The sequence below is a fragment of the Pseudomonas sp. GL-R-19 genome (assembly GCF_019956375.1).
Classification (GTDB): domain Bacteria; phylum Pseudomonadota; class Gammaproteobacteria; order Pseudomonadales; family Pseudomonadaceae; genus Aquipseudomonas.
The window spans coordinates 65,478-77,077 of sequence record NZ_JAHBDJ010000014.1; the positions used below are offsets into that span (position 1 = coordinate 65,478).

An 11,600-nucleotide genomic window follows, 5' to 3' on the forward strand; every position below is an offset into this window, starting at 1 on the left:
ACTGTTCTGGAAGTGCCCATGCCCGCGCTGAATCCCCTTCGCCCCCACACTGAAACCCTGGCCAACGGCCTGCGGGTGACGCTGCGTCATGCCCCTGATTTGAAGCGCTGCGCAGCAGCGCTGCGGGTCGCCGCGGGCAGCCATGATGTGCCGCTGGCGTGGCCTGGCCTTGCGCATTTTCTTGAGCATCTGCTGTTTCTTGGGACTGAGCGTTTTCCTGCAGGGCAAGGGTTGATGGCCTACGTCCAGAGTCATGGCGGCCAAGTAAACGCGCGGACCAGCGAACGCACCACGGACTACTTTTTCGAACTGCCACCCCAGGCGTTTGCCGGTGGGCTGGAGCGTCTGTCAGACATGCTCGCCCATCCACGTATGAATCCGGACGATCAACAGCGGGAACGGGAAGTGCTGCAGGCGGAATTTGTCGCCTGGTCGCAGGATCCGGTGGCGCAACAACGGCAGGCATTGTTCGATGGGCTTTGCGAGGCGCATCCGCTGAGAGGTTTCCATGCCGGCAATCGCGACAGCCTCCCGGTGTCGCAACCCGAATTTCAGCAGGCATTGCAGGATTTTTATCAGCGGTTTTACCAGACCGGGCAGATGACCTTGAGCCTGGCCGGGCCGCAGAGCTTCGATGAACTAAGAGGTTTGGCCGAGACATTTGCCAGCGTCATTGCCGGCGGTGAAAAGGCCACGCAACAATCCCCGACACGGCTGATGGCGACTTCAAACGCCAGTTATCAACAGGCTGGCGAACGACGACTGGATTTGCTGTTTGCCCTCGAAGCGCTACCCGACTCCGCCGCCGAAGCACTGGGCTTTCTGTGTCATTGGCTGAATGCCGAGAAACCGGGCGGTTTGCTGGCGGATTTGCGTGAGCGCGGATTGGCCGAAAAGCTGAAGGCCGAGTCGCTGTATCAATTCGCTGGGCAAGCCTTGCTGCACTTTGAGCTCACATTGTGCGCCAACTCTTTGGCAACCGGGATTCGCGAGCGGCTGATGGATTGGCTGGGCTTCTTCGCCAGGCAAGACTGGAGCCGATTGCGCGAAGAATACGCAACCCTGCTCCAGCGCCAACAGCAAATCAGCAGCGCCTTGCAACTGGCCCGACTGGACAGCGAGCAACGCGAAGGCGGGTTATCTGACCAAGGCGTTACAGCCCTCAAGCAAGTCCTCAAACAAATCGGCGCTGTGGATAACTTCAGTGGCCCCTGGCGATTGCCAGCACCCAACCCGTTCTTGCGCTGCGAAGCACCGGCAGCCAACGCCGGATTGATTCGCGGCCAGACCAGCGCCCACCGCGGCCTGCGCACCTTTGCCCAGGATCGCTCGCGCAGCCGTCGTGAACGTTCGCCGATGCAATTCAGCCAGGCATGGCCGGACAATGGCGCGGAAGGTGCGATTTATCTGCGCTGGCGCCTGGACTCGGCTCCCGGCAGCAATCTTCAATCACGACTGGAAAACCACCTGCAACCGTTGCGCGAAGACGCGCACCAGGCCGGTGTGGATTTTTCCTTCAGCGCGTCGGGCAACGAATGGCTGCTGAAAATGACCGGGCTACAGGAGCCGATGCCCAGCGTCCTGGAGCATGTGCTGAAAGAACTGACAAAACCTGATGCCGCTGTCTCACAATCCGAATCGACCAGCATTGCGCCAATACCGATTCGACAACTGCTCAAGGTATTGCCCGAACGCTGCCTCGAGCACAGCGCGAGCTCGGATGACCTGCAGCAACTCTGGTCGAGTGCGCGATGGGATGGGCTGGCCATCGGGTTATCGGCTCAGACTCAAGCGGCCATGGGCCTGGCCTTGAGCCGCATACCCGGCACGCCGGACAATCAACCGACGCCGCCCTCTTTGATCCTTGCACAGCATCTGTGGAGCACTGCCGATACCGCCTCCAGCGAGCACGCGTTGCTGCTGTTCTGTCCGACTGCCACTCAGGAAATGGCCGACGAAGCCGCGTGGCGTTTGCTCGCGCATGTCTGCCAGACACCCTTCTACCAACGCCTGCGAGTAGAGTTGCAACTCGGCTATGCGGTGTTCAGCGCCCTGCGACAGATTCACGGGCAAACCGGGCTGCTGTTCGGCGTGCAATCGCCAAGCGTTGCGCCGGTGGAGTTGCTGCAACACATCGAGCAATTCCTGAATCGATTGCCGGAGCTGATCCACGCGCTCGACGACACCACCTTCAACGCTCAACGCCAAGCCCTGGCGGATCAGTTTTGCAGCGCTGCGCTCACCACGGGTCAAGCGGCCGAATTGCTCTGGCAGGGTAAACTGGCCGGCCGTTCGTCGGAATATCTGACGCACTTGCCCGAGGCCATTGTGCGCATTGACCGGACCGCTCTACTGGCTGCGGCCCAACGCCTGAATCAGGCCGAAGGCGGCTGGCTGTGCCTTGCCAACAGCGCGGCACCAGGCGCCCCATGGCAAACGACAAAATGATCATTACCAGGGCTGCAAGGAGCTTTCTCAAAGTTTCACGGACAATCCCTTTGAAATTTTGAGTAACATAGCCGCCTAACTATCTGGAACATCTCTGATTTGAGGTGGACTATACCTATAGATAGCGCTGTCCCACCCCACTTGAAGGAGTTCAACTTATGGCCTGGACCAAACCTGCCTACACCGACCTGCGTATCGGCTTTGAAGTCACCATGTACTTCGCCAGCCGCTAATCTGCCTTGGCAGACTGCAGCTAACGCCTCGGTTATCCCGAGGCGTTTTATTTTCAGCGTTGAAATGATGGAGCGCCCATGTTTGTCCAGATTCTAGGTTCCGCTGCCGGCGGCGGCTTCCCCCAGTGGAACTGCAACTGCTTGAACTGCGCAGGCTTTCGTGACGGCAGCCTGCGGGCCAAGGCGCGGACGCAATCGTCCATCGCGATTTCCGATGATGGCGTGAACTGGGTGCTGTGCAACACCTCCCCGGACATCCGCGCCCAACTCCAGAGCTTCGCCCCGATGCAGCCGGGCCGCGCCCTGCGCGATACCGGGATCGGCGCGATCATCCTGATGGACAGCCAGATCGACCACACCACCGGCCTGCTCATGCTGCGCGAGGGTTGCCCGCATCAGGTCTGGTGTACCGACATGGTCCACGAGGACCTGAGCACTGGTTTCCCACTGTTCAACATGCTGACTCACTGGAACGGCGGGCTGAACTGGAATCGTATCGAACTCGATCAAAGCTTCACCATCCCCGCCTGCCCGAACCTGCGCTTCACCCCGCTGCCTTTGCGCAGTGCCGCACCGCCGTACTCGCCGCACCGCTTTGACCCGCATCCGGGCGACAACATCGGCCTGATCGTCGAAGACCTCAACACCGGCGGCAAACTGTTCTACGCGCCGGGGCTGGGCAAGGTCGACCCACCGCTTCTGGAAATCATGGCCGATAGCAATTGCCTGTTGGTTGACGGAACGTTGTGGGACGACGATGAAATGCAGCGTCGTGGCGTAGGCACCCGCACCGGTCGCGAGATGGGGCACCTGGCGCAGAACGGCCCTGGCGGCATGCTCGAAGTGCTTGAGCAATTGCCCAACCAGCGCAAAGTACTTATCCACATCAACAACACCAACCCGATTCTCGATGAGAATTCGCCGCAGCGGGCTGAGCTGGATCGGCGCCAGGTGGAAGTGGCGTATGACGGCATGAGTATTGTGTTGTAAGTAGCCGAGACCGCTGCGCGGTCTATCGCGAGCAGGCTCGCTCCCACAGGGGTACGCGATCAACTGTGGGAGCGAGCCTGCTCGCGAAGAGGCCAGCTCAGGCACCAAAGAATCCACCGGTCCTACCCGGAGAACCGCAATGACCGACACCCCAATGTCCCCCGCCGAGTTCGAGGCCGCCCTGCGCGCCAAGGGCGCCTATTACCACATCCATCACCCCTATCACGTGGCGATGTACGAAGGCCGGGCGAGCCGCGAACAGATCCAGGGCTGGGTCGCCAACCGTTTCTACTATCAGGTGAACATCCCCCTGAAGGACGCGGCGATCCTCGCTAACTGCCCGGACCGCGAGATCCGCCGCGAATGGATTCAGCGCCTGCTCGACCACGACGGCGCGCCCGGTGAAGACGGCGGTATCGAAGCCTGGCTGCGTCTAGGCCAGGCCGTGGGCCTCGACCCGGACCAGCTGCGTTCCCAGGAGCTGGTGCTGCCCGGCGTACGTTTCGCCGTGGACGCTTACGTCAACTTCGCCCGCCGTGCCAGTTGGCAAGAGGCCGCGAGCAGCTCGCTGACCGAACTGTTCGCCCCGCAAATCCACCAGTCGCGCCTGGACAGCTGGCCTCAGCATTACCCATGGATCGACCCGGCCGGCTACGAGTATTTCCGCACACGCCTGGGTCAGGCACGGCGGGATGTCGAGCACGGCCTGGCGATCACGTTGCAGCACTACACCACCCGTGAAGGCCAGGAGCGCATGCTGGAAATTCTCCAGTTCAAACTGGACATTCTTTGGAGCATGCTCGATGCCATGAGCATGGCCTACGAACTGAAACGCCCGCCGTATCACAGCGTGACCGGGGAACGGGTCTGGCACAAAGGAATCACCTTATGAGTTTCGATCGCAACAAGACCCCGACCTGGCGCCCCGGCTACCGATTCCAGTACGAACCGGCGCAAAAAGGCCATGTGCTGCTATACCCGGAAGGCATGATCAAGCTCAACGAAAGTGCCGCGCTGATCGGTGGTTTGATTGACGGTGAACGGGATGTCGCGGCAATCATCAATGAGCTCGACCAACAGTTCCCCGGCGTGCCCGAGCTCGGTGACGACATCGAGCAATTCATGGAGGTTGCCCGTGCGCAGCACTGGATCACCCTTGCCTGATTCATCGGTGCAAGTGCCGCCCAAACCTGAAATCGGCCTGCCGCTGTGGCTGCTGGCCGAGCTGACGTACCGCTGCCCGCTGCAATGCCCGTACTGCTCCAATCCGTTGGATTTCGCCGAACAAGGCAAGGAGCTGAACACCGAACAGTGGATCAAGGTGTTCCGCGAAGCGCGGGAAATGGGCGCCGCGCAACTGGGCTTTTCCGGTGGCGAGCCGCTGGTGCGCCAGGACCTCGCCGAGTTGATTGGCGAAGCCCGCAAACTGGGTTTCTACACCAACCTGATCACCTCCGGCATCGGCCTGACCGAGCAGAAAATCAGCGACTTCAAGAAGGCCGGTCTCGATCACATCCAGATCAGCTTCCAGGCCAGCGACGAACAGGTGAACAATCTGCTGGCCGGGTCGAAAAAGGCCTTTGCGCAGAAACTGGAAATGGCCCGGGCGGTGAAGGCCCACGGTTATCCGATGGTACTGAACTTCGTCACCCATCGGCACAATATCGACCAGATCGACCGCATCATTGAGCTGTGCATCGCCCTGGAAGCGGACTTCGTCGAACTCGCCACATGCCAGTTCTACGGCTGGGCGCAGCTCAATCGCGTTGGGTTATTGCCGACCAAAGAGCAACTGGTGCGCGCCGAACGCATCACCAATGAGTACCGCGCCAAGCTGGAAGCCGAAGGGCACCCGTGCAAGTTGATTTTCGTCACCCCGGACTACTACGAAGAACGCCCGAAAGCCTGTATGAACGGCTGGGGCAGTATTTTTCTGACGGTCACGCCAGACGGAACCGCCCTGCCCTGTCACGGTGCCCGACAGATGCCGGTGCAGTTTCCCAACGTGCGCGACCACAGCATGCAGCACATCTGGTATGACTCGTTCGGCTTCAACCGCTTTCGTGGCTACGACTGGATGCCCGAGCCGTGCCGCTCCTGCGACGAGAAAGAAAAAGACTTCGGCGGCTGCCGCTGCCAGGCGTTCATGCTCACCGGTGATGCCAGCAACGCCGACCCGGTGTGCAGCAAGTCGCCACAACACGGCGTGATCCTCAAGGCTCGCGAAGAAGCCGGGCACGCTACCCAGACCATCGACCAACTGGCCTTTCGCAATGAACGAAACTCACGCCTCATCGCCAAAAGCTGAACCTTTGAGCGCCGCCAAAGCCGTGGCCGCCGGTATCGACTTTGCCGAACTGCAAGTCGGTCGGCAGGGCCTGTTCTGGAACGAGTACCGACCCGAAGACGCGGCGTGCCGGATCTGGCATTGGCATAACGGTGCAGCGAAATGTCTGACGCCACTGGGGTTCAGCGTACGCAGTCGCGTGTACGAATATGGCGGCGGAGCGTTTTGTCTGACGGATGACGGTATCGTTTTCGTCAACGAAGCAGACCAGCAACTGTATCGGCAATCACTGCAAGGCGAAGCGCCCGAAAGGCTGACATCCAGTGCGTGTCGCTATGGCGATCTGCAGTTCGCCAACGGGCAAGTGCTGGCGGTCGAGGAGCATCGCGATCAACATCGACTGGTGGCGATCGATCTGCTCGATGGCGCTCGTCACCTGCTGGCCGAGGGTGCTGATTTCTACGCGGCACCGACACTGAGTCCCGATACCCGACGCCTGGCCTGGATCGAGTGGAGTCGCCCGAATCAGCCATGGACAGCGACCCGCTTGATGGTTGCCGAACGCCTCGCCAACGGCGGCTTTGCCGAGGCCCGTTGTGTGGCGGGCGACGGCGCTGAAGAGTCGGTGCAACAACCGCGGTTTGATGCTGGCGGTCGCCTGTATTGCCTGACGGATCGCGCGGGTTACTGGCAGCCATTCGTTGAATCTGCAAATGGTCTGAATCCGTTGCCATGTAACACCGCGGACCATGGTCCCGCACCCTGGCAACTTGGCGGCTGCACCTGGGTGCCGCTGAACGAAAACAGCTACCTGGCCAGTTGGACCGAGGGCGGGTTTGGCCGATTGGGCATAGGCGGCAGCTCCAGCGCCGACTTCACCGGTGACTACAGCCGCTTCCGCCATCTCGCCGTGGATGAGCAGTTCATCTATTGCATCGCGGCGTCGCCCGTCAGTTCAACCGCCGTCATCGCCATCGACCGCCAGAGCCGGCAAGTGAAAGTATTGGCCGGCGGCATTGCACCACTTCCTCCCGACCAGATCAGCCGCCCGCAAACCTTGCGCTACCCGAGTGGCTCAGGCGAAGCACACGGCTTCTTCTACCCGGCGATGACCGGCGAGACGAAACCTCCACTGGTGGTATTCATCCATGGCGGACCGACGTCGGCGTGCTACCCGATACTCGATCCGCGTATCCAGTACTGGGCACAGCGGGGCTTCGCCGTGGCCGACCTCAACTATCGCGGCAGCAGCGGTTATGGCCGGGCCTATCGTCAGGCGCTGCATTTGAGCTGGGGTGATGTGGATGTCGAAGACGCTTGCGCGGTGGTCAGCCATCTCGCCGAACGTGGCTTGATCGATGGCGACAAAGCGTTCATCCGCGGCGGCAGTGCTGGCGGTTACACCACTCTTTGCGCCTTGGCATTTCACAACGTGTTCCGCGCCGGCGCCAGCCTGTATGGGGTCAGCGATCCGGTGGCGCTGGGGCGCACGACCCACAAATTCGAAAGCGATTATCTGGATTGGTTGATCGGCGATGCTCTGCGGGATGCCGAACGCTACGCGGCCCGCACGCCTCTGCTGCATGCGGGCAACATCCGCGTGCCGATGATCTTCTTTCAAGGGGAACTGGACGCCGTGGTCATCCCGCAGCAGACCCGCGACATGGTCTCGGCGCTTCAGGACAACGGCATCCTGGTCGAAGCGCACTACTACGCGGACGAACGCCACGGTTTCCGCAAGGCCGGCAATCAGGCCCATGCGCTGGAGCAGGAGTGGTTGTTTTATCGGCGGGTGATGGAGCACGCCAGCTGAAATCGGCGGTATTCCAATCGCTGGCAAGCCGGCTCCTACAGAACCGTGATCTCCCGTAGGAGCTGGCTTGCCAGCGAAAGCGATCTATCTAACGCCGCAAAGTCTTAGCGCTTGGCGATGATGTAAACCGCATGCACGATCCCCGGAATGTAACCGCACAACGTCAGCAGAATATTCAGCCAGAACGCCCCGCCAAATCCTACTTGCAGAAACACACCCAGTGGCGGCAACAGGATGGCGATGATGATGCGAATAAAGTCCATGGGACAGCTCCTGATTGGGGTGGACTCGTTCGAGCCCTACAGCTAATCGACCTGTACCGTTTGTCAGGGTTCAGCCCAATTCCTCAGGCCAGTATCTCCAGACCGTGTTTCTGCACGATACTCAACAACTTCAACGCCATGCCACTGGGGTGCTTATCCCCTGCTTCCCATTGCTTGACCGTGGAAGCACTGGTGTTCAGGTAGCGCGCAAACACCGGTTGACTGACATTGTTGCGCTCGCGCAATGCCTTGATCTCCTGCGCGGGAATCGCATCCGGCACCCTTGCAAGACAGGATTCATCGAATTCACGCATGGTCGCCTTGCTGATTGCACCAATGGCGTACAAGGCGCTGGCAGACTCATGTATCGACTCAAACGCTTCACTTTTGAATTTCTTACTCATCAGATATCTCCACAAACTCCTTCGTATCCAGCAAGTACTGGACTTGCACTTCTGTCAGCCCACAATAGGTCTTAGCCATCTTCCGAAATCCGATCAGTTCGGCCTGATTGATGTTGCTCTGATCCTTCTTCGCATACAGGAACTGATAAATCCAGTAAGCACCGCCTTTGGCCAGGATAATCGAACGATGGCGGTTGGCATTCAAACGCTTCTTCCAAACCCCGCCTCCCAAATTGTCAGCCTGACCATTGAGCATTTCGGTGAATGCCTCCCGGAGCTCGTCGTCACCGATCCAGGCCTTGGCAGCCTGCATTGCGAAGCGCTTTGTCTTGAACAGCCTTGGTGACATTGGCATCCCTTCCATAAAACTACCACCCAGTGGTATATAAATCAAAACCAACGCGACAGTGATACCGTTTTGCTGGCACTGGCACTCCCTGCCGATGCACGCTAGAAAGCCATTGATGTACTAACCGCTCAAGCCGAAATTGCCTTTGGAAAAACCCGGCCACAAAAAAACGCCCCACGCCAAAAATATCGGGCGTGGGGCGTGCGTATTACCGCGAGACGGTTCTGGAATGTGTGCAGGGCGCGTCTGATCAGACGGCAATCCCTTTACGGCACTGCAATTGCGCGGTGCGTACTCGGGAGAAGGTGCGCGCCAGGCGCAGGAGCATTTCATCGATGTTGGCGTTGCTGACATTCAGCGCCGGGGTAAAGCGCAGGCAGTCGGGTTGTGGGGCATTGAGCAGCAAGCCTTCGTAGAGCGCGGCCTTGACCACCGCGTCAGCGGAACCGTCCGACAGCGTCAGCCCCCAAAGCAGCCCTTGTCCGCGCAACTCGCCCTGATCGTAACGATGGGCCAACCGCTCCAACCCTTCACGCAGGTGTTGACCGGCTTGTGCGACGTGTTTGAGGAAAGCCTTGTCCTGCACGGTATCGAGCACCGAAAGTCCTGCCGCGGTCATCAACGCATTACCGTGATGAGTACCTGTCACCTCGCCAATGTCGAAACAGCAAGCCTTGCCCCGCGCCAGCAGCGCGGCCAATGGCACACCACCGCCTAACCCTTTGCCAAGCACGACGATATCCGCCGTGACGCCGCAGGACTGTTCCGCGAGCAAGGTGCCACAACGGCCGATACCGGTTTGCACTTCATCGAAGATCAGCAAAATGCCGAGTTCACGACACAAGCGTTCGACACCCTTGAGATAATGCGCGGTGGCCGGGATCACGCCGGCTTCGCTCTGGATTGGCTCGAGCATGATCGCTACGGTCCGTTCATCCACGGCCGCATGCAACGCTGGCAGGTCATTGAAAGGAACGCGACTGAAGCCTGGCAATTGCGGCTCGAATCGGTTGATCAATGTCGAACTGTCCGACGCCGAAATCGTCGCCAGGCTGCGGCCATGGCAACCGTTGTTGGCCACAATGATTCGCGACGCACCGCCGCGATGCTGTTGACCCCACTTGCGCGCCAGTTTGATCGCCGCCTCACAGGCTTCGCTGCCGGTATTGAGCAGGTAGGCCTGATCACTGCCGGTGCTGGCACACAAGTGTTCGGCGAGGCTGAGCATTGCGCGGTTATGCAGGCCGAAACCCGGATTGATCAACGACTGAGCCTGGGCAGTGATTGCGTTGATAATTACCGAAGGGCTATGACCGAGACTGTTGGCCCCGCCGCCCTGGGAAAAATCCAGGTACGCACGGTCATCGCTGTCCCACAACCATGAACCCTGGCCACGCACAAACACCTGTTTGGGCCGCTCGACACTGGGCATCAAGTACTCGCTGGAAATGTTATCGCCTTGGGGTGGCAGGGAGGCGTCCATGACCAGATCATCAAGACAGGGAGGGCTGCGGCGCAGACTGAACAGATTCATTCGAAAAACACCCTTTTGAGGTTTTTTGACTTACCTATGTAAACACCATCGAAGCAAAGGATATTCATCGCACTCTGTGGCCCTGTAAGCCCTGTGAATGCGGTTAGACTAGGCTCAGGCGAGGCGTTCAGCCATTTCGATTTCCCAGCATTTTTGATAAGTAATACTTATGGATTTCAAGCAGCTGCGTTATTTCGTCGCGGTCTATGAAGAAGGCCACGTGGGCCGGGCCGCCGAGCGCCTGTCCATATCCCAGCCAGCGCTGTCCCAGCAAATCCGCCACCTCGAACAAAACCTCGATGTGAGTCTGTTTGAGCGCAGCAGCAAACGCCTGCTGCCGACCCTCGCGGCCCACACGCTGTACAACCACGCCCTGCCTCTGCTCGATGGCCTGCAACGGGCACGGGAAGCGCTCGGCAACTTCAAGGGTCAGGCACTGCGCACCCTGGCCATCGGTGTATTGCAGACCGTACATACCAGCCTCGTTCCGCAAATGCTCGAGCGGGTGCGCAAGGCGCAGCCGCATCTGGTGGTGCAGATCTATGAACTGACCGGGCTGGAAATCGAGCGGCGACTGCTCAACGGTTCTCTGGATATCGGCATCGGCTATCTACCGCCCCGCCAGCCTGGCTTGCATGGCGTGATGCTGTACGAAGATGAACTGACCCTGGTCATCCCGGCAGAGCATTCGCTGCGTGAATTCAAGAAAGTGTCCATGAGTCAGGCCGCCGAACTGCCGATGTTGCTGCTGGGCGAGGAATTTCAGATCAGGCAGATCTGGCAGGCACAGCTGACAAACCTCGGACGTCGCCCACAGGTGCAAGCCGAACTGAACAACATGGCCGGCATCCTCGACAGCCTGCCGCACACGCGCCTGGCGACGGTCCTGCCTGGGCGTTCGCAAAAGACCCATGGCAATCACGAACTGCTGTGGAAACCCCTGAGCGAACCACGCGTACCGCTGAAAGTCGGTTTGGTATGTCGGGATGTGCAACGGCAGCAGGCCTCGCTGGCATTGCTGCGGACATTGCTGGAAGAAGTGATAAACGGCCCGGATGGACGCTTGAACAGCGCGCAGGCTCTGGATGGGTTGGGCTAGAAACTTTTCTTTGGGTAAAAGAAAACCCCGCCGAAGCGGGGCTTTGCAGACTGTTTCCCTGACATCCATTTCACTCCGCCGTCCTAGCAGAATCCTACGTGTCCCTGTTGTTGCTTTGCGCTTCCTGCGCTACGTCCATGAGAAGTAGATTAGCTCTGGATCCAATTTGCATCTATGGGA

The 11,600-nt window shown here is 59.5% G+C and carries 12 protein-coding genes; 8 read left to right on the plus strand and 4 right to left on the minus strand.

Annotation, left to right across the window (positions count from 1 at the left end; translation table 11 throughout):
• Positions 1 to 18 precede the first annotated feature (18 nt).
• From pqqF to KGA83_RS09280, 7 genes are all read left to right on the plus strand, one after another.
• Positions 19 to 2,448 (plus strand): pyrroloquinoline quinone biosynthesis protein PqqF, encoded by a 2,430-nt coding sequence (gene pqqF, locus KGA83_RS09250; RefSeq protein WP_115947992.1) that lies wholly within the window; start codon positions 19 to 21, stop codon positions 2,446 to 2,448.
• Between the two features lie 158 nt (positions 2,449 to 2,606).
• On the plus strand, positions 2,607 to 2,681 hold the full coding sequence (pqqA, locus tag KGA83_RS09255) for a pyrroloquinoline quinone precursor peptide PqqA (RefSeq protein ID WP_003444522.1): 75 nt from the start codon (positions 2,607 to 2,609) through the stop codon (positions 2,679 to 2,681).
• Positions 2,682 to 2,759: 78 nt separating this feature from the next.
• Positions 2,760 to 3,671, plus strand: coding sequence for a pyrroloquinoline quinone biosynthesis protein PqqB (gene pqqB / locus KGA83_RS09260; RefSeq protein WP_108216921.1), 912 nt, complete (start codon positions 2,760 to 2,762; stop codon positions 3,669 to 3,671).
• 139 nt (positions 3,672 to 3,810) lie between these two features.
• On the plus strand, positions 3,811 to 4,563 hold the full coding sequence (pqqC, locus tag KGA83_RS09265) for a pyrroloquinoline-quinone synthase PqqC (protein ID WP_008051584.1): 753 nt from the start codon (positions 3,811 to 3,813) through the stop codon (positions 4,561 to 4,563).
• The gene (gene pqqD, locus KGA83_RS09270; protein ID WP_108216922.1) at positions 4,560 to 4,835 is read left to right on the plus strand and encodes a pyrroloquinoline quinone biosynthesis peptide chaperone PqqD; all 276 of its coding nucleotides are present in this window, start codon (positions 4,560 to 4,562) and stop codon (positions 4,833 to 4,835) included. The genes pqqC and pqqD overlap by 4 nt, the downstream gene beginning before the upstream one ends.
• On the plus strand, positions 4,807 to 5,979 hold the full coding sequence (pqqE, locus tag KGA83_RS09275; protein WP_108216923.1) for a pyrroloquinoline quinone biosynthesis protein PqqE: 1,173 nt from the start codon (positions 4,807 to 4,809) through the stop codon (positions 5,977 to 5,979). Before pqqD ends, pqqE begins: the two co-directional genes overlap by 29 nt.
• A complete protein-coding gene (locus KGA83_RS09280; protein ID WP_108216924.1) occupies positions 5,945 to 7,771 on the plus strand; it encodes a S9 family peptidase in 1,827 nt (608 codons plus the stop codon). Before pqqE ends, KGA83_RS09280 begins: the two co-directional genes overlap by 35 nt.
• Before the next feature lie 104 nt (positions 7,772 to 7,875).
• Here KGA83_RS09280 and KGA83_RS09285 read toward each other — a convergent pair whose 3' ends face one another.
• From KGA83_RS09285 to KGA83_RS09300, 4 genes are all read right to left on the minus strand, one after another.
• Entirely contained in the window at positions 7,876 to 8,034 is a 159-nt protein-coding gene (locus KGA83_RS09285) for a YqaE/Pmp3 family membrane protein (RefSeq protein ID WP_003228885.1), read from the minus strand.
• 83 nt (positions 8,035 to 8,117) lie between these two features.
• Entirely contained in the window at positions 8,118 to 8,438 is a 321-nt protein-coding gene (locus KGA83_RS09290; protein ID WP_108216925.1) for a helix-turn-helix domain-containing protein, read from the minus strand.
• Entirely contained in the window at positions 8,431 to 8,787 is a 357-nt protein-coding gene (locus KGA83_RS09295) for a type II toxin-antitoxin system RelE/ParE family toxin (RefSeq protein ID WP_108216926.1), read from the minus strand. Before KGA83_RS09295 ends, KGA83_RS09290 begins: the two co-directional genes overlap by 8 nt.
• A 250-nt stretch (positions 8,788 to 9,037) precedes the next feature.
• Positions 9,038 to 10,321 carry an aspartate aminotransferase family protein gene (locus tag KGA83_RS09300; RefSeq protein ID WP_115947990.1) on the minus strand — a complete coding sequence of 428 codons (1,284 nt, stop codon included), beginning with the start codon at positions 10,319 to 10,321 and terminating at the stop codon, positions 9,038 to 9,040.
• A 169-nt stretch (positions 10,322 to 10,490) separates the two neighbouring features.
• Here KGA83_RS09300 and KGA83_RS09305 point away from each other — a divergent pair, with 169 nt between their 5' ends.
• Positions 10,491 to 11,420, plus strand: a complete 930-nt coding sequence (locus KGA83_RS09305) for a LysR family transcriptional regulator (RefSeq protein ID WP_223529509.1) — start codon at positions 10,491 to 10,493, stop codon at positions 11,418 to 11,420.
• Positions 11,421 to 11,600 lie beyond the last annotated feature (180 nt).

Excerpts from the sequence above, each read along its gene's own strand:
- pqqF (WP_115947992.1), top strand. The coding sequence starts at position 19 with ATGCCCGCGCTGAATCCCCTTCGCCCCCACACTGAAACCCTGGCCAAC.
- pqqB (WP_108216921.1), top strand. The coding sequence starts at position 2,760 with ATGTTTGTCCAGATTCTAGGTTCCGCTGCCGGCGGCGGCTTCCCCCAG.
- pqqC (WP_008051584.1), top strand. The coding sequence starts at position 3,811 with ATGACCGACACCCCAATGTCCCCCGCCGAGTTCGAGGCCGCCCTGCGC.
- pqqD (WP_108216922.1), top strand. The coding sequence starts at position 4,560 with ATGAGTTTCGATCGCAACAAGACCCCGACCTGGCGCCCCGGCTACCGA.
- KGA83_RS09280 (WP_108216924.1), top strand. The coding sequence starts at position 5,945 with ATGAACGAAACTCACGCCTCATCGCCAAAAGCTGAACCTTTGAGCGCC.
- KGA83_RS09285 (WP_003228885.1), bottom strand. The coding sequence starts at position 8,034 with ATGGACTTTATTCGCATCATCATCGCCATCCTGTTGCCGCCACTGGGT.
- KGA83_RS09290 (WP_108216925.1), bottom strand. The coding sequence starts at position 8,438 with ATGAGTAAGAAATTCAAAAGTGAAGCGTTTGAGTCGATACATGAGTCT.
- KGA83_RS09295 (WP_108216926.1), bottom strand. The coding sequence starts at position 8,787 with ATGTCACCAAGGCTGTTCAAGACAAAGCGCTTCGCAATGCAGGCTGCC.
- KGA83_RS09300 (WP_115947990.1), bottom strand. The coding sequence starts at position 10,321 with ATGAATCTGTTCAGTCTGCGCCGCAGCCCTCCCTGTCTTGATGATCTG.
- KGA83_RS09305 (WP_223529509.1), top strand. The coding sequence starts at position 10,491 with ATGGATTTCAAGCAGCTGCGTTATTTCGTCGCGGTCTATGAAGAAGGC.